Origin of the sequence: Embleya scabrispora (assembly GCF_002024165.1) — a bacterium.
Lineage (GTDB): Bacteria > Actinomycetota > Actinomycetes > Streptomycetales > Streptomycetaceae > Embleya > Embleya scabrispora_A.
The window spans coordinates 462726-484911 of the sequence record NZ_MWQN01000001.1 but is presented as its reverse complement, the minus strand read 5'-3'; the positions used below and the strand labels follow the sequence as shown (position 1 = coordinate 484911).

The window sequence follows — 22186 nt, the reverse complement described above, 5'->3', positions numbered from 1 at the left end:
ATGGACGCTGCCATGGTCACGGCGATCGCCGCACTGGTGGGCGCGCCGTTGGCTGCGGCGGCGGCCATGTACGGATCGCGGCAGTCCGGGCGCGCGCAACGGGAGGGCGGAGTGATCGGCGGTTACAACAGCCTCACGGATCAGCTCCAAGAGGAGCGCGGTGATCTCCGCCAGCAGGTCCAGGATCTGCGGCGCGAGCTGGCCGCCGAGCGGTCGGCGAAGGCCGCCCTCGAGGCAGAGTGCTCGCTGTTGCGCGCGCAGCTGGCGGCGTTGGGCGGTGCACAGTGACCCGGACACAGCGCGTGCTCGCACGCCAGTGGCGGTGGTGGGCGCTCGTCGCCGTGCTGTTGACCCTGGCCGGCGCAATGCTGCTGGTGTGGATCCGGGTGTCGGCCGAGTCGGGCCGCGCGGACCGGATCGCGGCGGAGTCCGGGCGCCGGGCGGCCGCGGTCGCCGTGCTGGCGGACGACGTCCGGGCGATGCGCGCCCAGGTGCAGGCGACCGGCGGCACGCCGGTGGTGCCGGACCCGGGCGCGTCGGTGCCGGACCTGCCGGCGCGTGCGGGCGAACGCGGCCCGGCCGGTCCGCCTGGTCCTGCAGGGCCGCCCGGCCGGGACGGCGACTCGATCCCGGGGCCGGCCGGGCCGGGCGGGCAGCCGGGTGCGCCGGGTGAATCGGTTGCCGGTCCGGCCGGTCCGGCAGGTGTCGACGGCGCTGCCGGTGCTCCGGGGGTCGACGGCGCTGCAGGGCCTGCGGGTCCTGCCGGTCCGGCGGGCCCTGCAGGTGAGGCCGGTCCGGCGGGTCCTGCAGGAGCGGACGGCCGGGACGGCGCGCCCGGCCCGACATGCCCGACCGGCTACACCCTGGCGGCGCCGGCGTGGGATCCGGCGGCGCTGGTGTGCCGCCGCGACGGCGCGCCCGCACCGACCACGCCGCCGACGCTGCCGCCGAGCACCGAGCCGGCGACCCGGCGGCGATGAACGACCAACGGCCCGCCCCCCACATCGGGGGCGGGCCGGCTTCGTCGTGTCCGGCTACAGGTCCGGCGCCTGGTCGTCGGCTTCGACCAGGCGCCGGTAGGCCCTGCGTTCAGCGGCTTCGCCGTCGGCCGCTCCGGCGTGGACCGCGTCGAGCAGCGCGTCGCGCATCGCACCCACCTCGGCGGGCGACGGCTGCGCGTCGCGCCGCATGGGGGTACCTGCGGCGCGCAGTACGACCCTGATGGTCTGTGGCGTGACCCCGGCCGCGTCGGCGATGGCGATCCGGGGCACGCCGACCCGGGCGGCCTCGACCACCGCCGCCCGGGTGGCGTCGCCGAGCGGGCCCGACTGCCGGTCCGACCGCCGGACCTCGGCAGTGATGGCCGCGAGCGCGGCGGCGTGCTGGGGCGGCGGCGGTTGGGCAGCGTACGGGCGCGGACCGGCGGGCCGGGACGGCAGCCCGGTGGCTCCCTCTTGGCGGAGGACGGTCCGCGTGTACTTGGGGCTGAGGCCGGCGGCCCGGGCGATGGTCTCGATGTCGACGCCGGCGGTGTAGGCGGCCATGACCTCGGCGTGGACTGCGTATCGGGCGGCCCGGAGCCGGCGCCGGTGGGCGAGCTGTTCGGCGACGGTCGGCGTGGCGTGGCGCGGGATCGCCCGGAGCCGGTCGCGCTCGGCAGCCGCGGCGCGCAGGGGTTCCAGGGTTGGGGCATCGGACGACGCGGGTTCGGGTTTGTCGGTGCTCACAGTGGTGTCCTTCACGGGCCGGTTGTCCGGGTCGCGATGTGCCGCGCGATCTCGCGGTCGGCGAGGGCGGCCCGGATGCCCTCGCTGTCGAGCCACCGGTTGCACCGGTCGCGCAGCTGGGCGACCTGGTCGATGCCGAGGCCGGTGACGGGCATCGGGTCGAGGTGCAACCGCGGCTCGGGCACGTCGACTGTGGGGATGAGGTCGAGGCGGTGCCGGGCGATGTCGTCCAGCAGGACCTGGCGATGATGTTCCTGGAGGTTGATCACCCCGCGTGGCTCGGGCTGGTCGCCGTCGATGGCGGAGATGTACAGCCGCAACCGGAGGGCGGTGCCCTCCCGGAGTAGCCGGGCTCGGCCCGGCGGGCGGTCCTGCGGGCGCGGCGGCCGGAGGAGCGTGGCAGCGAGCACCGCGACATCGGCGTCAGTGAGGTGGAACTCTGCACGCTCGTAGGCGGGGACCGCCACCGCAACGGCGGCCGTCGGGCTGGCGGGGACGGCGGCGAACGCGTCCAGGCGCCATGGCCGGGGGTGGTCGACGAATTCGAGGTGAATGCTCCAGGCGGCCAGGGACACGACGGTCGTAGGGACCGCCTCGACGTCGGTCATGCGGGCTCCAGCAGGTGTGAGCACAGGTGGGTAGAACGGGCGGGCCCGGCGCCGCTCGGTACGGCGTGGGGGACGGAGGGTGGCCAGCACCCCAGCCGGGCCCGCCCGGATCGTGGGTCAGCCGCGGCTGGTCGGAGCGCGCAGCGGCTGGGCGGGGATGGTCCGGATCAGGTATGCGCCGAGCTGCCGGTACAGGGCGGCGGCCTCGTCACGGGTGATGTCCGGGATGGTGCGTCCAGGGAGGTGTATCCGCACCTGTTCGTCGGGATCGCCGCTGCTCTCTACGCGCACGGTGTCATCGGCCATGCATCCAGCGTGATGGCCGCATAGCAACGGACCGGGTACAGGGTGTACCCGGTCCGTCAAGAGAAGGTAAAGCGAAGAGGTCAGCGGCTAACTCACGCCGATGCGGCGGGCCATGCGGTGCACTGGTTCACGCGACGTCAGCAGGTCCCGTCGGCGCGCGGTCACGACCATGTCGCGCACCATCGCATGCGAGTGCACATACTCCGGCGCCAGACGATCGGCCTCCAGCAGCGACCGCATCGACGCGGCGTCGTCGCGGGCCTGGGCGTGGGCCCGGCCAACGTCGATGAGATGCCGAGCGCGCCGCTCCGTGGGGAGTGCAGACAGGTCGACGCCCTGAGTCGCCTCCAGGGCTGCCCGCCCGTCTCCGAGTTCGAGGCGGGACGACAGCTCCATCAACGCCGCGTTCGCCGGACCGAAGCAGGTCCCGTGGTCGTTGCGATCACCGGTCCGCTCGGCCGCGGCTGTGGCCTCCCGGATGTGGTCCTCGACAGTCGCCCGGTCCGACCACTGCGCGGCCTGGACCGCCGCAACCAGGTGCATGGTCCCCCACAGACTCCAGGCGGGCATGTCGTCGTCGCTCAGCAGCGTGTCGAGTCGATCGAGTCCGGCCCGCACGATGCCCAGACCCTCGACCCGCGCACCGGCGGACACGCACACCTCCGCCTGGGTCCACATCGCAGCGATCTCCAGCAGGGGATCACCAGCGGCCACGGCTGCATCAACGGCCTGCCGAGCCGAGACGGTCGCCAGGTCGATCTGCCCGAGCCGTTTGACCAGCATCGCCGTATCGCACAGCACCGCCGACAGCAGCCCGTGGGTCTGCTGCTGCTCGTCGCCGTCGTGGGCAGCGGCGGCGGTCGACGCGTCATCGATCAGCCCAGGGAGGAGCGCGCCGAGATCGCCGAACCGCGCGGCCTGCCGGTGGCGGTGAGCGGTGTGCGCGTCGAGACGCAGGTCGGCGAGCGGCCGCGGGTGGCCGGTGGGCTGCCCGAGCTGGTGCCGCAGCAGCGACCGGCGGATCTGGGGCACGGCGTCGTAGCCGGTGCGCGGGCTGCGGTCGTCCCGCGGCGCCACGCCGATCAGCTCGGCGAGGTCGACGCCGAGCCGGTCGGCGATGGCCATGAGCGGGCCGATGCGGTCGAGCTGCCGGCGGCCCAACTCCACCGACTTGAGCCAGTCGGTGCTGCGGTCGGCAACGGCGGCGAGGTCGGCGCGGGAGATGCCCTCCCGGCGGCGGATGTCGTGGATTCTCTGGCCGATGCTGCGGATGTCGTGGTCGTCAGCCACTGTGTTGTCCCCTGCCTGTGCAGTGGGCGGTGCTCCCTGTGGAGCGGGGCGGGAGCGGTACCCTGTCTGTGAGTTCTGTCCCGGCCAGGCTACGGCTTGCCGGCGGTATATGGCCCCGTATCCGGTTCGTCACCGGTTCGGGGCCGTTGTCGTGTCAGCCCAACCGTTCATGCTGCCGACAGCCGGGTTGCCCGGTTGTGTCCGCCCTCGGGCGGCGGGCACGCGGCCCGGTCCCCACCCAGGGCCGGGCCGCGCTTCTCGTTGTGGGGTTCGTACAACCCGCCGTGAGTGGTGACTAACGACAACTCAGGTCAAAGAAGTGCTTGAGTGCCCCCGACATGTAGCCCAGGTTCGCGGGTGTGCCGAGCAGGTAGCCGTCCGCCTCCAGGACCTCCACCGGCGAGCAGGTGAGGGCGGCCCGCACCCGTACCTCCACCCCCTCGATCTCCGGATCCCGGGCGCCCGCGAGGGTCGCCTCCAGCATCTCGGCGAGCGTGGGGGAGGGCGTGTGGTGCACCACGAGCAGGATGGCCATGGCCTCACGCTGCCAGAAGTGGGCCGCGCCGGCGGGCATGCCCCGCGCCGCGTGCCGCCGCGTCCCCGCGTCCAGTGCTTCCGCGCGTCCTCCATACGGGTGATCCATCAAGGAAAAGATGGCGATTCCACCCGTTTGATGCTTTGACACATACGCACCATTTGTGACGATAAGAGCACTTTAAGTAATACGTAGATAGGCCAACCGCCCGCCACCTCGGGGAGAAACCACCCACATGCGCCTCACCCCCCTGCGGCAACGACTACTGCCCGACCCCCGCACCAAGCCCCCCGCCGACCCAACGCCCGAGACCGCCGGCCACACCCCCGGGCCGGCTCCCATCCCCGTCCCCCCGCCCGTCCCCGCCGCGCCCGCGGCGCCCACCCTCGTCTCGGTCGTCCGCCGCACGCTCGCCCCGGCCGTCCAGGCCACGAACACGCAGACCCGCGCGTTCCACACCGTCTACGCGATCGCCACGCTTCCGCTGGTGATCGCGTTGCACCTCGCCCTCTGGGCGTTGTCCACCCCCGGCCGCCTCGGCGTCACCGTTCTGGTCCTCTACGGGATCGCCCGGACCGGGATCCTCACCCCACCCCCCACGCACTGAGTGCACCGCCCGAAGGAGTACCCATGGTTCTGTCCATCTCCGGCGTCCTGTTGCTCGGCGTCATCGCCTACGTCCTGTTCCGCAAGGACGGTCTGCGCATCCCGCACGCCCTCGTCTGCGCCCTCTTCGGCTTCTACCTGGCGGGCAGTTCGATCGCCCCCCACATCACCGCGAGCAGCAACAGCATCGCCAACCTCCTCAGCGGCATCACCTTCTGAACCGCCGCCCCGCCGCCCCGTCACGCCGCCGCGCCCGCACCCTCGGCGCCCCGCCTCGGCGTACCGGCGAAGTCCTCGCACAGGCGTTGCCTTCGAGTACCTCACCGGTGCGCCGAGGCGAGCGCGGCGGGCGGTGCGCTCCTCGAATCTCACGCACAGGCCCCGGATCGTCCCCCGAACCGGGGCCTCCCGCCTACCCGCGCCGACCCCCCACGGAGACCGCATGTCCCCCGGCCCCGCATCCCTCGCCGCCATCGCCCAGCGCGCCAAGGACGGCCTCGGCAACACCCGCTCGCGCGCCACGCGGATCCAGCAGCACACGCGCGACACCTTCTCGCCCGTGCTCACCCTCGGCCGCGGCCTGAACCGGCAACTCGCCTGGGCCCGGGCCTGGTGGAAGAACGCCTCCGCGGACAAGCGCAAGATCGGGGCCGCGGTCGTCGCCGGCGCGCTGCTCGCCCTGTACTTCCTGCCGTACGCCCCGCTGATCGCCCTGCTGCTGATCCTGGCCGCCGCCGCCTGGCTCGGCCGCGCGGAGAAGCCCCCCGCCCCCGAGCCCGGCCCCGACCCCACGGAACTGCGGCTCCAGGCCGTCTACAACGGCCTCGTACCGCACCTCGCCGACGACCACGACCCGGCCAGGCTCTTCCATCCGGGCGGCACCTACCGCGACGCCTTCCGCGACTGGGAACTCGACGGCGACCGGATCACCCGCCTCGAACTCACCTACAGCCCCTACTTCACCGACGACGACCCCGGCGCCCGAGCCCGGATCGAACGGGTGCTCCAGGCCAAGATCGGCCGCGGCCGCGAGTACTTCCACGACTGGGACACCGAGCACAACCGCCTCACCGTCGCCGCACTGCCCCCGCTGCCCGCCGCCGTCCCGGCCCAGCAGTTCGTCACCGCGCCGTGCGAGATCCTGCTCGGCATCACCGACGCCGACAGCACCAACCGCCGCACCCCGATCCGGGTCGACGGGGCCACCCACCAACTCCCGCCGGTCATCTGGCGCACCGGCAACCGCAGCACCGACCCGCACCTGCTCGCCGTCGCCGCCCCCGGCGCGGGCAAGTCGAACCTGCTGCGCACCATCGCCCTCCAGGCCGCCCGCGACGGCGACATCGTGGTGATCGACGGCAGCGGCTCCGGCGACTACGCCTGCCTGGCCGGGCGCCGCAACATCCTGCGCGTCGAGACCGGCTACCACGGCGCCCTGGAGACGCTGACCTGGCTGCGGCACGAGACGGAGCGCCGGATCGCCGCCGTCACCCACGCCAAACAACACGGCACGCCGGTTCCGGACAACGCCCGCCGTCCGCTGTGGGTGATCCTGGACGAGATCACCGAACTGACCGACCTCGCCGCCGGCCAGGGCACCACCGACCCCCAGGAACTGCTCGACCTGCCCCTGCGCCTGGGGCGCGCCGCCCACATCGGCGTGATCACCAGCACCCGCCCCACCCACCTGGACCGGCTGCGCCCCGCGCTGATCGCCGACACGCACACGCGCGTCGTCCTCGGTCCGCTGGAGCCCGAGACCATCCGGACCGTCCTGGGCACCGGCCCCGGCGTCTCCGGCGGCGAGGACATGCCGCCCGGGCGCGGCTACGTACGGATCGGCAACGGCCCGGTGGTGCGCATCCAGATCCCGCACACCCCGGATCCGCTCGAAGAGGACACCCCCGAGGCGGAACGCCGGCGCCTGCTCGCCCTGCTGCCGCACCACACCGACGCGCTCGCCGTCGAGGACCCCACCATCTCGCTCGCCAAGGAGCGCCGGCGAGAGCCCGAACCGACCGCCTGACCGCACGGCGCGCCCCCGCCGCCCCCACGCCCTCGAAGGCCCTCCGAGCCACCGCACTCGGAGGGCCTCGACGTGTGCCCGGTCCTCGCCCGGCATGCCACCAAATACACAAAACGCATCACTTCACCCGCACCGGCGCGCCATGATGGTGCCCCGCACCCCCACGGAGGACGTGGACGCCCTGTGTTCGACCTCGCCAACTTCACCGTCAGCGACATGGTGGTGTGCAGTTCCGAACTGCGCCGGGTCACCGCCGAATCGGCCACCACCGAGGACGCCGCCCGTGCGATCGTGCAGCACCTGCGCACCACCTTTCGCGACCCGGACACCGGACGGTCGCAACTCGTCCTCACCCGCCTGTTCCAGACCATGCCCTGGCGCAACCTCACCCCGGACCTGGAACAGTGCGCCCTGCGTCGGCAACCCGACCTCGTCCCGCACCCCGACCTGCGCTGCCTCACCCTCCTCGCCACCACCGGCGACCACCCCGACTGGCGCGACCGCACCCGCTCGCGCCGGCACCAGGTGGTCGCCTTCCCCAGCGTCCAGGCGGTCCGCCGAGCGCCGATGATCAGCGCCATGCTGGACCAACTCGGGGTCACCGCCGAGGAGATCGTGGCCGGGCCGCTGAGCGGGGACACCGAGTGGGACCGGCACGACATCACCCACATCCCCGACGCGCTCGCCGGCAGCGCCGTCCCGGACAAGGAGTTCATCCGGGCCCACGGCATAAAATCCGTGATCGGCTACGCCGGCAAGCTTCCCGACGGCGAACTGTTCACCGTCCTGATGTTCACCCGCGTGTACGTCCCGGCCCGGATCGCCGAACTCTTCCGCACCGTCGCCGTCTCCACCCGGTTGGCCCTGCTCCCGCTCAACACCGCGCCCCTGTTCGCCGGCGGCCCGGGACGGCACACCCCCGTCAGGCACCTCGCCGCAGCCCGCCTGGACGCGCTCGAACAACTCCTGGCCGCCCACGAGGGCACCTCCGCGCAGGCGGCCCTGGTCGCCGCCGACGCCCGCGACCGGGTGCGCTCGCAGCAGGAACAACTCGCCTACAAACAGCGCCGGCTCGACCAGGAGACCCGGATCGTCGAGACGCTCTACCGCGTCGGCCAAAAGCTCACCCGCGAACTCAACCTCGAACGCCTGGTCCAGGCCGCCACCGACGCCGCCACCTCGGTGATCGCCGCCGAGCACGGCATCTTCCGCTACATCGACTACGACACCGGCGGCGTCGCCGACACCCGCTACGCCGTCACCAGCGCCGACCCCACCCTGATCGACCGCCTTCCGCGCCCGCGCCCCACCTTCGCGGCGCGGACCCGCCCGCAGACCACCGTCGTCCCGCCGACCACCGTGCGTCGCGGCGACCTCACCGAGGAGCCGGGCGCGGCCGAACTGCTGCCCTACCGGGTCAGCACCGCCGGGCAACCGCCGGTCCGCAGCCTGCTGACCATCCCGGTGACCACCGCCACCGGCGAGGACCTGGGCGCGTTCTCCTTCTGCCACACCCGAGCCGACGTGTTCACCGAACGCGACGAACAACTCGCCCTCGGCATCGCCGCCCAAGCCGCCACCGCGATCGAGAACGCCCGGTTGTTCCGCAGCGTCCGCGACACCGCCGTGGAACTCCAGCGCAGCCTGCTCCCGCAGGTCCCGCCCGACCTGGACGAGTTGGACATCGCCTTTCGCTACCTGCCCGGGGCCAAGGGCCAGCAGGTCGGCGGCGACTGGTTCGACGTGATCCCGCTGTCCGCCGGGCGGATCGCCCTGGTGGTCGGCGACGTGATGGGCCGGGGTCTGCAGGCCGCCGCCGTGATGGGCCAACTGCGTGCCGCGGTCCGGGCGTACGCGGTCATGGACCTGCCGCCGGCGCGGGTGATGCGGCATCTGAACCGGCTGGTGACCGGGCTCGGCGGCGAGGACCAGATCATCACCTGCGTCTACGCCGTCTACGACCCCGGCGACGCCACCGTGCACTGGTCCAACGCCGGACACCTGCCGCCCGCGCTGATCAGCGCGGACGGCAAGGTCGAACTCCTGGAGGACGACCTCGGCGTCCCGCTGGGGCTGGACGGCACCACCTTCGAGGACGCGATGGTCGGCTTCGACGCCGGTGATCAGCTGCTGCTGTACACCGACGGCCTGGTCGAATCGCACGACGCCTCGCTCACCGACCGGCTCCAGGAACTCACCGAGCACATCGACGGCACCACCGGCGGCACCTGCACCGTCGCCGACGTGGCCGACCTGCTGGCCAAGACGATGCTCACCGGCCAGGAGCCCGACGACGTCGCGCTGCTCCTTGTGCGCGCCCGGCACAGCGTCGAGCGCACCGCCGGCCTCGACCTGCCGCCCACCCCGCGCTCGGCCCGCGAGGCCCGCGACTTCGTCCGCGCCACGCTGGCCCGCTGGAACCTGGTCGACCACAGCGACACCACCTGCTCGGTGGTCACCGAACTCGTCTCCAACGCCGCCGAACACGCCCGCACGCCCATGGAGTTGCGGCTGCGCCACCATCCGGGCCGGCTGATCGTGGAGGTGGTCGACCACGACGGGCGACTGCCCAAGGAGATCGCCTCTCCCGGTCACGACGAACGGCACCGCGGGTTGAGCATCGTGGCCGGCCTCACCACCGATTGGGGAGTGCGGCCCACCGACACCGGGAAGATCGTCTGGGCGGAAATCCGCGACCGGTGACGCCCCGCGGGGGTTTCGCCGCGTGGCGGCACACGGCGTCGACGGCTCGTCTTCGGGACGATTCCGGTTGATCGGGCGAGTTCTATGTCACTTTCTCCCCGGGATGGGATGAATCATCCGTTTTCGGGTAGCTACTCACCGTCACGGACCCCGAGCCGTCCCCGTCGACCGCTCGGTCGGGAATCTTCGGGGCCCGTCACGCGTTCTGCAATCGGACGAGACAGCAAGACCTGTCGATGTGGGTTACCAGCCAGGAGGCACGATTCATGAGTGAGCGAGCTCTCCGCGGCACACGCCTTGGCGCCACCAGCTACGAGACCGATCGCGGTATCGATCTGGCGCCGCGTCGTACCGTGGAATACGAATGCCCCCGGGGGCACCGCTTCGAGATGCCGTTCTCCGTCGAGGCGGAGATCCCGTCGAACTGGGAGTGCCGCAGCTGCGGCGCCGTGGCGCAGCTGGTGGACGGCGCGCCGCCCGAGGAGAAGAAGAACAAAGCGACTCGCACGCACTGGGACATGCTCATGGAGCGGCGGACCAGGGAAGAGCTGGAAGAGGTGCTCGCCGAGCGCCTCGCCGTATTGCGGTCGGGTGGGATCAACCTCCACCACGACCCACGCGACAACCGCAAGAGCGCCTGAGCGATCACCGCGCGAGCCCGCTCCGGGCCCGTGCGGATCCCGTCGACAGGTGGCACCGACGCCCGGGGCGTCGACGACCTTCACGGTCGTGGCGCCCCGGGCGTCGTGCTGGGCACGATCGACGGCCGACCGCCCGGGGCACGCTCAGGGCAGCGGGCGTGGCGGTGGCGGTGGTTCGTCGTCCCGCCGCGGGTCCGGGTCGATCACCTCGCCCTGGATGACCTTGCCGTCGGGGCGATGGATCCGGGCCTGCCGGGTCATGCCGCTCAACCGGGCGCTGCCCGCCACCTTCGCCGCCACCACGGTGCCGATCAACCGGCGCACCAGCGGCCGGGTGAACGGCAGGACGCACAACAACCCGAGCGCGTCGCTGATGAAGCCGGGGATGATCAGCAGCACGCCGCCCAGGATGACCACACCCGCGTCGGCGGCGGCCTTGGTCGCCTCCTTGCCCTGGGCCGCGATCTCGACCGGGTCGGACCGGCCCTCGCGCTGCGCCCGTTCGCCCAGCGCGCGCAGCCGGTTCAGCACCCGGCGGCCCTCGTACCGGATCACCAGCGAGCCCGCCACGATGCCGGCCAGGATCAGCAGGAAGGTCTCGCCCGCGCCGATGGCGCCGCCCACCAGGGTGATCACGTAGATCTCGGCCAGCGGCAGAGCGACGATCGGCAGGAGCTTGACCGCCCGGCGCAGCGCGGTACTCACGAGATCACGTCCTCGGCGGGGTGGCACCGGTGGTGGTGCCGGAGGTGGCGGTGGGGTCGGCGTCGCCCGGGGCGGGGGCGGCGTCCGGGGTCCGATCGGCGGGCTTGCTCGGGGCGAGTTCCGGGGTGGGCTTGTCCGCGTACTTGCCGACCCGGCGGCCGACGCCCCACGCGGTGACCCGCCACAGCGCCTCGGCGACGATGGTGTTGCTCATCTTGCTGTTGCCGCGTTCGCGCTCGATGAAGGTGATCGGCACCTCGAGCACGCGGTAGCCCTTGCGGATCGCGCGCCAGGCCAGGTCGACCTGGAAGCAGTAGCCCTGCGAGGCGACCTCGTCCAGGCCGATGCCCAGCAGGGTGTCCCGGCGAAACGCCCGGAAGCCGCCGGTGACGTCGTGGATGTCGACGCCGAGCATCAACCGCGAGTAGGTGCTGCCGCCCCGGGAGATCAGCTTGCGGTGGCCGGGCCAGTTGACCGCGCCGCCGCCCGGCACCCAGCGCGAGCCGAGCACCAGGTCCGCGTCCCGGACCGCTTCGAGCAGTCGGGGCAACTGCTCGGGCTGGTGCGACCCGTCGGCGTCCATCTCCACCAGGACGTCGTAACCGCGATCGATGCCCCAGCGGAAGCCGGCGATGTAGGCGGCGCCCAACCCCTCCTTGCCCGCGCGGTGCATGACCTGGACGTGCGGGTCGTGCTCGGCGAGGGTGTCGGCGATGTCGCCGGTGCCGTCGGGGCTGTTGTCGTCGGCGATGAGCACGTCGACGTCGGGCACCGCGGCGCGCAGGCGCGCAACGATCGGCTCGATGTTCTCCGATTCGTTGTAGGTGGGGATGATGACGAGCACCTTGCCGAGATCGGCGAAGCTGGTCTGCTCGCGGTCGGTCACATCATCTCCTTGATGGCGTTGGCTTCGATGGCGTTGTCGATGGTGTGGGCTCCGGGTCCGGCATCGGCGCGGGCGCGGTGTCCGACGATAGTCAGGATCGCCCCGGGAGCCGAACCGAGCCGGCCTGCGCGGGTGCGCCCGGCGCGCGGCGCGGTGGCGGGAAGCGGGGTACGCGGGCGGAACACGCGGGTGCGGCCGACCGCGTGGCCGGCGCGGGGCGCCGCGTCGCGGTCGAACTGCGGCACCGTGTGGCCCCCTCGCCGGGTCGTCGTGGATCGCTGCGGTCGCGCTCGACACGGTGTATGCGCCGGGCGGGTGATGCAGTGACGGTACAACGGACGAGCCGGCCATTCGGTTTCGCCCTGGCGACGGACCCGCGGCCCGCTCGACGGTGCGGGTGGACGGCAGCGGGAACCCGGTCACCCTTCGGGCCGGCCCCGGACCGGCTGGCTGTCGGTCGCGGTGGTCGTTGTCTACTGGGCGACCGGGCTCTGCCGCGGTCTCACCTTCCGGCGTGGGGTGTGCTCGCGTCCGGCGGGGCGGCTGCACGGGTGCCGCTCTGCCGTTCGTGGCCGCGTGGGGCGGCCTCCCGGGCGCGTGTCACGTCGGTTCCGGACCTGGCGCCCGGTGGCTGTGCCACCTGTGGCCCGGAGGCGTGCGCGTGCTCGGGGAGGGTGTTCTCCTGCCGGTCGTCCTGCGGTGGACCGGGTCGAACGTACTGGGCGATGCGGGCGCGGTGTCAACAACGCACTGACCTGGGCAAACGTGGTATCGGTGCAGGTCAGGCCCGGGGTGGTGCGGCACGGGTGTGGGTGGTGTGCGCCCGCCGGGTGGCGCAATCGTTCCCCCAATGGGTCGCGTCGCACCATTTCGCCCCCGCCGACGACACCGCTTCGACGCGTTGCGGCGCGGCGCCGCGCTCGTCCCGAGGCGCGGCGTGTCGTGCGCGCGGGTCGCAGGGGGGTGCTGTAGGAGTTGTACACGTACGAGGCCCCACCACGCGAGCGGCCTCCCTCCGTCGCCACGCCGACGAGGAGCCCCGGAAGCGCGCGGCGGTCCGGCCGGCCGCTCACCCGGCGTCACGCCACGAGCGCACGCGAAAACGCGCGCACCGGGCCGCGAGCCGTGGGCAACCGTCGCACGGGCACCGGCCGTTGCGGTTCGGGCGAGTGCCGCGACGGTGGGTGGTCGAAAGGTGGCTCGGGGTGACACGATCGGGGGTCATGGACTATCGCGAATGTGTGCACGTGGTCGAGGAGTATCACCGCGTGCGGGGGAACGGGCGGCACTTTCCGGAGTTGTTGGCGGCGTTGGGGCATCCGGAGCGGGCGTTGCGCGGGATGCAGGTGGTGGGGACCAACGGCAAGGGGTCCACGTGCGCGTTCGCGGTCGCGGCGTTGAACGGGATGGGGCTGCGGGTGGGGAGCATGCCGAGTCCGCATCTGCAGGAGCCGCGCGAGCGGATCCGGGTCGACGGGGTGCCGGTGTCCGAAGAGCAGTACGCGGCCGCCTGTACGGAGGTGCTGGACGCGATCCGGGCGACCGGACTGGCCTACAACGCCTCGTCGTTGCACGCCGCCGCGGCGGCGGCGCACTTTCGGCGGGCGGAGGTCGAACTGGTCGCGGCCGAGGCCAACATCGGCGGACAGCGGACGGTGGTGCGCAAGTTCGGACTCGATGTGAAGGTGCTCACCGGAGTCGGCCTGGACCACACCGAGCGGCTGGGCGGGAGCGAGGCGGAGATCGCCCGGGCCAAGGTCGGCGCGGCCGCGGACGGGGACCATGTGCTGCTCGGCCGCCTGTCGGCGGAGGCGGCCGAGGCGGCCGAGGAGGTATTGGCCGGGCATGCGGGGCTGACCGTGTGGCGGCTGGGGCGGGAGATCCTGGTCCAGGCACGGGACGGCGGCCCGGGCGGCACGCCGCTCCTCGAGGTACGGACGCCCCTGGGGGTGCATCGCGACCTGGTGTGCACGTTGCCGGGCGCGCACCAGTACGACAATCTCGCGCTCGCGGTGGCCGGCGTGGACGCCCTCGTACAGCGCGGCCATGTGCCCGCGTACCACGACGAGCGCTTGCGGGCGGGGTTGGCCACGACCCGCTGGCCCGGGCGGCTCGAACTGGTCGCGTCGGCGCGCGTGGGGCACTGGTCGGGGCGGGTGTTGCTGGACGGGGCGACGAACGTCCAGGGGCTGGCCACCGTCGCGCCGGAGATCGCCCGGCACGCACGGGCCGCGGATCGGGTGCCGCCGGTGGTCGTCTTCGGCGTCATGCGCGAGAAGCCCGCGGCGCGGATGTTGGCCGCGCTGCCGGTCGAGTGGCCCGTGGTGATGACCCGGAGCGGGTCCGGCGACGCGGCCGATCCGGCGGCGCTGTTCGCGCTGCGTGCGGAGGCCGGCTCGACGCGCTCCGACTGCGTCGAGCCGGACGTGACGGCGGCGCTGGGCCGCGCCGGGAAGCTGGCCGGGGAGGGCGGCCTGGTGGTGGTTTTGGGCTCGCACAAACTGGTCGGCGAGGCCCGCACCGCGCTGGGCCTGGCCCCCGCCTGAACCGCGACGGCTCGCGACGGTCCGGCCCGGCTCCGGGTCGGTCAGTGGGGGCGGGCCCAGGGCGGGGGGTCGGTCTGCGCGGTGTGCAGGGCCGCCGGTGTGGGGCGTTCCACCGTGTCGGGCACGGTGTCCAGCGGGACCGACAGGGCCCTGGCCCAGGTGCGGCGCCAGTTGAGGCGGCGTTGGCTGCGCGCCGTCTCGCGGCGTGTGCGGGCGGCGGCGCGGCGGGCGATCTCGGCACGGGCCAGGGCCAGGCTGCGCAACCACAGCGGGCGGGTGTGCAGCAGCTCCTCGACGTACGCGGTCGTCCACTTGTTGCTGCGCGGGCGCAGTTCCACGACCACCTCCACCGGCAGCGCGAACAGTTCGGCGACCGCGTCGTCGGCGAGCTGGTCGATCACCGCCTCGGCCGCCCGACACACCGCCTCGGCGCGCCGCTGTTGGGCGTGCCACTCCCGGTCCAACCAGCGGGTGACCGCCGCGGAGGCGTGTTCGAGCTCGCGGTCGGCGTGCAGTTCGAGCAGCCAGCGCGGGGGGTCGGTGGCCAGTTCGTGCAGCAGGTCGGTGCTGATGTGGTGGTCGATCGAGGGGACCCGGTGGGCGATGTCCTCGGCGGGCACGCCGAGCGTGGCCCAGACCCGGTGCGGTCGGGCGAGGGCACGCAGCGCGGCGATCGCGCGCGGGGTGGAGGTGGTGAGCAGGTCCGCGATCTCGTCCGGTTTGTAGCGGCACTGGTCGGCGATCTCGGCGATGTCGCGCACGCGCGGGTCGGCCATGAAGCGGCGCAGCCGGGCGGGCGCGGTGCCGTGCAGGCGGGCCAGCGCGCACGCGAAGGCGATCACGTCGGCCGGGTCGGTCTGCCGGTCGGGGGCCAGCGTGGCCAGGTAGCGGCGCGCGTTGGCCGCCCGTTCGCGATTGTGGGCGCGGGTGGCGGCGGCCTTGGTGGCGGCCAGCGAGCGGGACACGGTACGGGCCGCCTCGCGCAGTTCGCGGTCGGCGGCGATGTGCGGGTGCAGGGTGTCCACGTCGGCCGTGCGGTAGTAGCGCACCTCCAGGTCGCGGCCGTAGCGCGAGACCCGCACCCGGTCGACGACGGCCAGCCCGGCGGCCCGGGCGACCCGGCGAAAACGCTCGCGGCTGATGCCGAGGCGATGCGCGGCCTCGGTGGCGGTGAGCGGTTCCTCGCGTTGCAGGGCGGTGAGGAAGGGGCCCGGGTCGGCGGCGGCACGGGCGACGGCGTCCGCGTCGAAGGTGCCGTCCTGGTGTTGGGCGAGCAGTCCTGTCCGGGCGGCGAGGCGGACCTGGCGGGGGACGAGCCCCAGTGCCTTGCCGACGCGCGCCGCACCGATGCCTCCTCGGGTCACGACCGGCCCCTTCCGTACGGGTGACACCGAACGGGGCGACGATAGAACGGCTGCGAGGCGCGGGGGAGGCCAAAGGGCGAAATGCGCCCGATCGTGCGGGGAAGCGACGTGGCAGGTTACGGCAAATGGGGGATCATGGGCGACTTCGGCAGCGTCCGTGCGTCGATGTGAAGTCGGGTTCACCATGAGTCTCGCCGGCGGCCGGCCGTGCCCTCGCATGATCGTGCGGCTTTGGATGCCGGTGGTTAGATCGTGTCGAGGCGCAGTTCGAAGCAGGACAGCGGCGCGTGGCCGGTGTATTCCCGGTACGGCGGGATGGGGCGGTAGCCGAGCGCTTCGTACAGGGCGATCGCGCCGGTGCGCTGCGGGAGGCAGTCCAGGACGCAGCGGTCGGCGCCGACGGCGCGGGCGTGTGCGTGCAGGCGGGTCATCAGCGCACGGGCCGTGCCGTGGCCCCGGGCGTGCGGGAGCACGTACAGGCGCTTGACCTCCGCCGTGCCCGGGTCGAGCAGGTGTACGCCGACGCCGCCCGCGGGCCGGCCGGCCAGATGCGCGGTGAAGTAGGCGCCGGGGTGCGCGTAGTAGTCGGCCGGGTCGTCGTGGTCGGTGCGGCACCACTCGGGCAACAGGTCGGGGGACGCCCAGCCGGCGTGGCCGACCTCCTCGGCGGTCGCGTTGTAGTACGCGAAGAGCAGGTCGCGGGTGTGCGCAAGGTCGGTGTCGATGGTCGGGCCCGGGGTGATCGTCATGCCATGTGACTGTAGGGGCGCGGCCGATCAGTGGAACCTGGACGTGTCGCGGGTCGGCGGGCGCCGATGTCCCGGTTCGTGAATTTAACGTGTCATACATGCGCATTGTCATCGCGGGTGGACACGGAAAGATCGCCCTTCGGCTGGAGCGCCTGCTCGCCGATCGCGGACACACGGTGGTCGGGTTCATTCGCAACCCCGATCACGCGAACGACCTGGTCGCGGCCGGTGCCGAGCCCGTCGTGTGCGATCTGGAGCGGGCCTCGGTGGAGGAGGTCGCCGAGCACCTGGCGGGCGCGGACGCGGTGGTGTTCGCGGCCGGCGCGGGCCCGGGCAGCACCCGTGAGCGCACCATGACCGTCGACTACGGCGGCGCGGTCCTGCTGGCGGACGCGGCCGAGGACGCGGGGGTGCGGCGCTACGTGATCGTCTCGTCGATGGGCGCCTCGACCGCGCCGCCGGCCGATACCGACCCGGACTTCGCGCTCTACCTGACCGCCAAGGGCGAGGCCGACGAGGACCTGCGCTCGCGCGGCGCGCTGGACCTGACCATCCTGCGTCCGGGCCGGCTCACCGACGATCCGGGCACCGGACTGATCGCGCTGTCCGAACGCGAGGGCGGCGGCGCGATCCGCCGGGACGACGTGGCGGCGATCCTGGCCGAACTGATCGCCGAACCCGGCACGATCGGTCGTACCCTTGAGGTGGTCGGCGGTGACGTGCCGGTCGCCGAGGCGGTCAAGTACGCGGCGGCTAGGTCTCGTTCGTGAGATCGAGCGCCATCAGCACGTCGTCGACATAGCGCCCGGCGAGCAGGAACTCCCCCTCCAGGACCCCCTCGATCCGATAGCCGCAGGCCGCGTACAGGGCGCGCGCGGACGTGTTGCCGCCGAGCACCCGCAGGGTGATGCGGCGGGCACCGCGCCGGCGCGCCTCGGCCTCGGCCGCGGTCAGCAGCAGTCGGCCGATCCGGCGGCCCTGGTGGTCGGGGTGCACCGCGAGGCCGTTGATGATCTGTACGTGGCCGGAGGCCGGGCACAGGGTCGAGCGTTCGAGTTGCAGATAGCCGACGACGAGGTCGTCCTCGTGGGCGACGAGGGTGTCGCGCACGTGGTCGGCGTCGCGGAAGAAGACCTTGTCGACCGCCCAGCGGGGGGCGGGGGTGACGTCGGGGGACCACGTGAGGTGGTCTATCTCGGCAAGACTGGTCCCGTCGGCCTCGACGGCGGGGCGGACCTGGACGCGGGTTTCCTCCGATGTGCGCGACATCCGATCATCGTCCCATCCACGACGGCGCGCCGGGCAGGTCGGGCGGCGGACGATCTTGATCACGGCTTCGTGTGCGCCGCCTCCGCGCCGCGCGTGCGCCCTAGACTCGCGCGCATGACTTCGCCCGGGACGCCCGAGGATCTGGATCGACTCGCGGCGGGCAAATACGTCCTGCTGACCACGTTTCGCCGGGACGGGCGGGCGGTGGGCACGCCGGTGTGGGTGTTCCGCGACGGCGATGCGCTCGGGGTGTGGACGGCGCGGTCGTCCGGGAAGGTGAAGCGGATTCGTAACAGCGGGCGGGTCACGGTCGCCGAGTGTGATGCGCGGGGGCGTGTGCGGGGGGTGGCGGTGCCGGGGGTCGCGTCGGTGTTGGATGCGGCCGGGACGGAGCGGTATCGGGGGTTGATTCGGCGCAAGTTCGGCGTGGTGGGGTGGGTGACGCTGCTGGGGAGCCGGGTGCGGCGGGGGGTTGGGGGGACGGTGGGTGTGCGGGTTGTGCTTGGGGAGCGCGGGTAGCGCCCGAGCCTGGTGGCACCCGGGTTGGCCTCATGCGCCGGCCAGGCTGGGTGGCCTCAAGCGCCGGCCGGGCTGCTTGGCCTCAAGCGCCGGCCGGGCTGCTTGGCCTCATGCGCCGGCCGGGCTATTTGGCCTCATGCGCCGGCCGGGCTGGGTGGCCTCAAGCGCCGGCCGGGCTGCTTGGCCTCATGCGCCGGCCGGGCTGGTTGGCCTCATGCGCCGGCCAGGCTGGGTGGCCTCAAGCGCCGGCCGGGCTGGTTGGCCTCAAGCGCCGGCCAGGCTGGGTGGCCTCAAGCGCCGGCCGGGCTGGTTGGCCTCAAGCGCCGGCCAGGCTGGGTGGCCTCAAGCGCCGGCCGGGCTGCTTGGCCTCAAGCGCCGGCCGGGCTATTTGGCCTCAAGCGCCGGCCGGGCTATTTGGCCTCAAGCGCCGGCCAGGCTGGGTGGCCTCAAGCGCCGGCCGGGCTGCTTGGGCTCATGCGTTGGTCGGGCCGGGTGGCTTCATGTGCCGGTTGGGCTGTTTGGCTTCTGGCGTTGGCCGGGCTGCTTGGCCTCAAGCGCCGGCCGGGCTGCTTGGGCTCATGCGTCGGTCGGGCTGGGTGGCCTCAAGCGCCGGCCGGGCTGCTTGGGCTCATGCGTTGGTCGGGTCGGGTGGCTTCGTGGGTCGGTTGGGCTGTTTGGCTTCTGGTGTTGGTCGGGTTGCTTGGGCTCGTGTGTGGGTTGGGCTGCTTGGGCTTGAGGGTGGGGCAGGGTGAGGGGCTTCGGGTGGCGGTCGGGGTGGGGGTTGTGTTGGGTTTTGTGGGGGTTATTGCAGGGTGAGTTTGAAGCCTACGTGGGAGTCTGTGAAGCCCAGGGTGCGGTAGAAGCGGTGGGCGTTTTCTCGGGTGTTGTTGGAGGTTAGTTGGATCAGGGTGGCGCCTCGTTCTCGGGCGCGTTGGATGGTCCAGTGCATCAAGGTCGTGCCGAGGCCGTTGCCGCGTTCGGTGCTTCGGATGCGGACCGCCTCCACCAGGGCCCGGGTCGTGCCGCGTTGGGACAGGCCCGGGACGATGGTGAGTTGGAGAGTGCCGATCACCTTCGGAGCGCCGGTTTCCGGGTCCGGGCGGGTCATCACCACCAGTTCCTGGTTCGGATCGGCCGACAGGCGGTCGAAGGCGGCCAGGTAGGGGGTCATGTCCTCCTGCGACTCCCGTCCCGAACCCAGGGCGTCGTCCATCAGGAGGCCGACTATGGCGGCGAGGTCGTCGCGGTTCGCCGGCCGGATTTGGATGTCGTTCATGGTGCCCAACGTAGACGGCGACGGTCGGAAGCCATCTCTCCGGTCCCCGCGCGGGGCCGGATGACTTTTGTCAGGTCCATACCGCCAGGGGAGTAGGCGGGAATTCGGCCGCGCGCAGGATCCGTTGACACCATTGAAGGCGGATGCTTGTCAAGCCACATGGCAAGCGGCCTAACGGGGAGGTTCCACGTGGATGCCGTGCACGAGTGGGTGGACCGGCTGGGAGATCTCCCGCCGCTATACGCCTATGTCGTGATCGCACTGGTCGCCATCATCGAGACGGGTCTGCTGCTCGGCGTCTTCGCCCCCGCGGAACCGGTGCTCCTGCTCGGGGGACTGCTCACCTCGACCGGACACCTGGCGCTGGTGCCGGTACTGATCATCGCGACCTCGGCCGCGCTCGCCGGGGACACTCTCGGTTACCTCTCCGGCAGACATCGCAGCGAACGGATACGAACCGGGCGCCTCGGGCGCACGGTGGGCGAGCATCGGTGGGAACGGGCGGAGGAGATGTTCACCCGCGGGCGGGGCGCCGGCGGCGTGACGGTGATGCTCGGTCGGTGGGTCGCTTTCGCCCGCACGCTGCTGCCGCGACTGGCCGGGGCGGCGGGGATGCCCTATCGACGGTTCGCCCCGTGGAACGCGGTCGGCATCCTGGTGTGGGTGCCGGGCTCGATCATGCTGGGCCGGCTCGCGGGCAGCGCCTACCCGTCGGCGGCGAGCGTGCCCGGTTGGATAGGGGCCGCGATCGTGGCGATCGGGATCGTCGCCGGGACGGTCACCCTCATTCGGCGCCGGCGGCGGCGCAAGGCCGAGGAGGACGGCTCCTCGGCGTTCGCGGACCCCAACGCCGACGCCGCGTCGGGTGACGCGGCGCGCCGCGACTTCGCGGGGGCCACGTCGGCGACCCGGGAGGACAGCGTCGCCTGATCGCCCGGCGGGCCTGCGCGACAAAGATGCGGGGGCGGGGTCGTGGACCCGGCCCGCTTTGCTGTGCCCGGGCCCGGTCGGGGCGGCGGTTCAGTCGCGCAGCGCCGCGTCGCCGTGCTTGGCCACGTGCTCGTCGAGCGCGGCCAAGGCCCTGGTGACCTCCTCGTGCGGACCGCCGCCGCGCTGCTCCTTCCAGTACGCGGCGCCCAACTTCTTCAGCAGTGCCGACGCGTCCCGGCCGACCTGGACCTCTTCGACCTTCTGCTTGCCGGTGTTCATCGTGTCCTCGGCCATCTTCCTGGCCTTGTCGAGGAAGCCGCTCATGGCGCCGTTCTCCGTTTCGTTCCGGCCCCGAGATTCCCTTGTGCAGAGTCCCCTCGATATTCGATCAACGAACGGCGCGCGAACGAGGATCCCGAAGCCGAGTGCACCGGTTCGGCCGGGCATTTCACCCGTTCGGCGCCGCCGGGCCCGCTCCGCCACACTGGCGATCATGCGCGCGAGTCGGTTGTTGACCATCCTGCTGACCCTGCAGAACCGGGGGCTCGTCACCGCGACCGAGTTGGCCGAGCAGTTGGAGGTGTCCGTCCGGACCGTCTACCGGGACGTGGAGGCGTTGGCGGCGGCCGGGGTGCCGGTCCTCGCCGAGCGCGGGCCGGCGGGCGGCTATCGGCTCCTGGAGGGCTTTCGGACCCGGATCAACGGGCTGACCAACGACGAGGCCGACGCACTGTCCCTGGCCGGGCTGCCGGGCCCGGCGGCGGAACTGGGTCTGGGCGCGGTGGTCGCGTCCGCGCAGCTCAAGGTTCGGGCCGGACTGCCCGCCGAACTGCGCGAGCGCATCGAGCGGGCCCGACCGCGCTTCCACCTGGACGCGCCGGGGTGGTACCGGGAGGCGGACCGCTCGCCCGAGCTGTCCCGGATCGCGGGCGCGGTGTGGACCGACCGGCGGATCCGGGTGCACTACCGGCGCTGGGCCGGCGAGGTCACCCGCGAGGTGGAACCGTACGGCCTCGTGCTCAAGGCGGGGCAGTGGTACCTGGTGGCGCGCATCGCCGGGGCGGGGGAGCGTCGCGACCGCACCTATCGGGTGGTGCGGATCGAGGAGCTGCACGTGCTCGACGAGGTGTTCGAGCGTGATCCGGACTTCGATCTGGCGGCCTACTGGGAGGACTGGTCGCGGGAGTTCGCCGAGCAGTTGCGCCCCATCGACACCGAGGTGTTGCTGACCGAGGACGCGCGGCGGCTGGTGCGGCCCATGTTCGGCGCGCACGTCGCCGACGTCGTGGAGGCGAGCGCGGGGGAGCCGCGGCCCGACGGTCGGGTGCGGGCCCGGCTCCCGATCGAGACGGTCGAGGTGGGGGTGGCCGAACTGCTGCGACTGGGGCCGGGGGTGGAGGTCCTGGGCCCGCCCGAACTGCGCGCCGCGATCGCCGCCACCGCACGCGCGACGGCGGCGCGGTACGGGTAGGCACCCGCGCCGCGCCGCCGAGGCCCCCG

Annotated in this window: 24 protein-coding genes and 1 pseudogene; 12 read left to right on the top strand and 13 right to left on the bottom strand. The window is 72.8% G+C overall.

Features of this window, described 5'->3' with window-relative positions; genetic code table 11:
• Positions 1-288, top strand: a complete 288-nt coding sequence (locus B4N89_RS02305) for a hypothetical protein (protein WP_078974194.1) — start codon at positions 1-3, stop codon at positions 286-288.
• Positions 285-980, top strand: a complete 696-nt coding sequence (locus B4N89_RS02300) for a collagen-like protein (protein WP_143657804.1) — start codon at positions 285-287, stop codon at positions 978-980. Before B4N89_RS02305 ends, B4N89_RS02300 begins: the two co-directional genes overlap by 4 nt.
• Positions 981-1034: 54 nt before the next feature.
• Here B4N89_RS02300 and B4N89_RS02295 read toward each other — a convergent pair whose 3' ends face one another.
• The 5 genes and pseudogenes from B4N89_RS02295 to B4N89_RS02275 all read right to left on the bottom strand — a co-directional run.
• Positions 1035-1727 (bottom strand): hypothetical protein, encoded by a 693-nt coding sequence (locus B4N89_RS02295; RefSeq protein ID WP_143657803.1) that lies wholly within the window; start codon positions 1725-1727, stop codon positions 1035-1037.
• An 11-nt stretch (positions 1728-1738) separates the two neighbouring features.
• Positions 1739-2335 (bottom strand): hypothetical protein, encoded by a 597-nt coding sequence (locus tag B4N89_RS02290; protein ID WP_078974192.1) that lies wholly within the window; start codon positions 2333-2335, stop codon positions 1739-1741.
• 117 nt (positions 2336-2452) lie between these two features.
• Entirely contained in the window at positions 2453-2641 is a 189-nt protein-coding gene (locus tag B4N89_RS02285; protein ID WP_078974191.1) for a hypothetical protein, read from the bottom strand.
• Between the two features lie 87 nt (positions 2642-2728).
• Positions 2729-3931: a helix-turn-helix domain-containing protein gene (locus B4N89_RS02280; protein WP_161500595.1), complete on the bottom strand. Its 1203-nt coding sequence runs from the start codon at positions 3929-3931 to the stop codon at positions 2729-2731.
• Between the two features lie 310 nt (positions 3932-4241).
• Positions 4242-4466 (bottom strand): annotated as a pseudogene (locus B4N89_RS02275) (flavodoxin family protein); the annotation flags it as partial.
• A gap of 235 nt (positions 4467-4701) precedes the next feature.
• On the opposite strand from B4N89_RS02275, the gene B4N89_RS02270 reads away from it, so the two are divergent.
• From B4N89_RS02270 to B4N89_RS02250, 5 genes are all read left to right on the top strand, one after another.
• Positions 4702-5073, top strand: a complete 372-nt coding sequence (locus B4N89_RS02270) for a hypothetical protein (RefSeq protein ID WP_078974189.1) — start codon at positions 4702-4704, stop codon at positions 5071-5073.
• Between the two features lie 23 nt (positions 5074-5096).
• Positions 5097-5291: a DUF2304 domain-containing protein gene (locus tag B4N89_RS02265; RefSeq protein ID WP_078974188.1), complete on the top strand. Its 195-nt coding sequence runs from the start codon at positions 5097-5099 to the stop codon at positions 5289-5291.
• 223 nt (positions 5292-5514) lie between these two features.
• Positions 5515-7098, top strand: a complete 1584-nt coding sequence (locus B4N89_RS02260) for an ATP-binding protein (RefSeq protein WP_078974187.1) — start codon at positions 5515-5517, stop codon at positions 7096-7098.
• A 183-nt stretch (positions 7099-7281) separates the two neighbouring features.
• Positions 7282-9801 (top strand): ATP-binding SpoIIE family protein phosphatase, encoded by a 2520-nt coding sequence (locus B4N89_RS02255; RefSeq protein ID WP_078974186.1) that lies wholly within the window; start codon positions 7282-7284, stop codon positions 9799-9801.
• A gap of 266 nt (positions 9802-10067) precedes the next feature.
• Complete coding sequence (locus B4N89_RS02250) at positions 10068-10442, top strand: RNA polymerase-binding protein RbpA (RefSeq protein ID WP_078979058.1); 375 nt, start codon at positions 10068-10070, stop codon at positions 10440-10442.
• A gap of 144 nt (positions 10443-10586) precedes the next feature.
• Here B4N89_RS02250 and B4N89_RS02245 read toward each other — a convergent pair whose 3' ends face one another.
• The 3 genes from B4N89_RS02245 to B4N89_RS02235 are packed head-to-tail and all read right to left on the bottom strand — an operon-like array spanning position 10587 to position 12278.
• Positions 10587-11147 (bottom strand): FxsA family protein, encoded by a 561-nt coding sequence (locus B4N89_RS02245; RefSeq protein ID WP_161500594.1) that lies wholly within the window; start codon positions 11145-11147, stop codon positions 10587-10589.
• A 4-nt stretch (positions 11148-11151) separates the two neighbouring features.
• Positions 11152-12033 (bottom strand): polyprenol monophosphomannose synthase, encoded by an 882-nt coding sequence (locus B4N89_RS02240; protein WP_078974184.1) that lies wholly within the window; start codon positions 12031-12033, stop codon positions 11152-11154.
• Complete coding sequence (locus B4N89_RS02235) at positions 12030-12278, bottom strand: hypothetical protein (RefSeq protein WP_078974183.1); 249 nt, start codon at positions 12276-12278, stop codon at positions 12030-12032. Before B4N89_RS02235 ends, B4N89_RS02240 begins: the two co-directional genes overlap by 4 nt.
• Positions 12279-13256: 978 nt before the next feature.
• Here B4N89_RS02235 and B4N89_RS02230 point away from each other — a divergent pair.
• Complete coding sequence (locus tag B4N89_RS02230; RefSeq protein ID WP_078974182.1) at positions 13257-14579, top strand: bifunctional folylpolyglutamate synthase/dihydrofolate synthase; 1323 nt, start codon at positions 13257-13259, stop codon at positions 14577-14579.
• 41 nt (positions 14580-14620) lie between these two features.
• Here B4N89_RS02230 and B4N89_RS02225 read toward each other — a convergent pair whose 3' ends face one another.
• Both B4N89_RS02225 and B4N89_RS02220 read right to left on the bottom strand, forming a co-directional pair.
• Positions 14621-15943 (bottom strand): hypothetical protein, encoded by a 1323-nt coding sequence (locus B4N89_RS02225; RefSeq protein WP_078974181.1) that lies wholly within the window; start codon positions 15941-15943, stop codon positions 14621-14623.
• Between the two features lie 245 nt (positions 15944-16188).
• Positions 16189-16692, bottom strand: a complete 504-nt coding sequence (locus B4N89_RS02220) for a GNAT family N-acetyltransferase (RefSeq protein WP_078974180.1) — start codon at positions 16690-16692, stop codon at positions 16189-16191.
• Between the two features lie 98 nt (positions 16693-16790).
• On the opposite strand from B4N89_RS02220, the gene B4N89_RS02215 reads away from it, so the two are divergent.
• Positions 16791-17462 (top strand): SDR family oxidoreductase, encoded by a 672-nt coding sequence (locus tag B4N89_RS02215; RefSeq protein ID WP_078974179.1) that lies wholly within the window; start codon positions 16791-16793, stop codon positions 17460-17462.
• On the opposite strand, the gene B4N89_RS02210 is transcribed toward B4N89_RS02215, so the two are convergent.
• Positions 17446-17961, bottom strand: a complete 516-nt coding sequence (locus B4N89_RS02210) for a GNAT family N-acetyltransferase (RefSeq protein ID WP_078974178.1) — start codon at positions 17959-17961, stop codon at positions 17446-17448. The genes B4N89_RS02215 and B4N89_RS02210 overlap by 17 nt on opposite strands.
• A 114-nt stretch (positions 17962-18075) precedes the next feature.
• Here B4N89_RS02210 and B4N89_RS02205 point away from each other — a divergent pair, with 114 nt between their 5' ends.
• Positions 18076-18480 (top strand): PPOX class F420-dependent oxidoreductase, encoded by a 405-nt coding sequence (locus tag B4N89_RS02205; protein ID WP_078979057.1) that lies wholly within the window; start codon positions 18076-18078, stop codon positions 18478-18480.
• A gap of 802 nt (positions 18481-19282) precedes the next feature.
• Here the strand turns inward: B4N89_RS02205 and B4N89_RS02200 are convergent.
• Positions 19283-19756, bottom strand: a complete 474-nt coding sequence (locus tag B4N89_RS02200; protein ID WP_078974177.1) for a GNAT family N-acetyltransferase — start codon at positions 19754-19756, stop codon at positions 19283-19285.
• A gap of 189 nt (positions 19757-19945) precedes the next feature.
• On the opposite strand from B4N89_RS02200, the gene B4N89_RS02195 reads away from it, so the two are divergent.
• Positions 19946-20686 (top strand): DedA family protein, encoded by a 741-nt coding sequence (locus B4N89_RS02195; RefSeq protein WP_161500593.1) that lies wholly within the window; start codon positions 19946-19948, stop codon positions 20684-20686.
• A 90-nt stretch (positions 20687-20776) separates the two neighbouring features.
• On the opposite strand, the gene B4N89_RS02190 is transcribed toward B4N89_RS02195, so the two are convergent.
• Positions 20777-21010, bottom strand: coding sequence for a hypothetical protein (locus B4N89_RS02190; protein ID WP_078974175.1), 234 nt, complete (start codon positions 21008-21010; stop codon positions 20777-20779).
• Positions 21011-21179: 169 nt separating this feature from the next.
• On the opposite strand from B4N89_RS02190, the gene B4N89_RS02185 reads away from it, so the two are divergent.
• Complete coding sequence (locus B4N89_RS02185) at positions 21180-22157, top strand: helix-turn-helix transcriptional regulator (protein ID WP_078974174.1); 978 nt, start codon at positions 21180-21182, stop codon at positions 22155-22157.
• Positions 22158-22186: the final 29 nt, after the last annotated feature.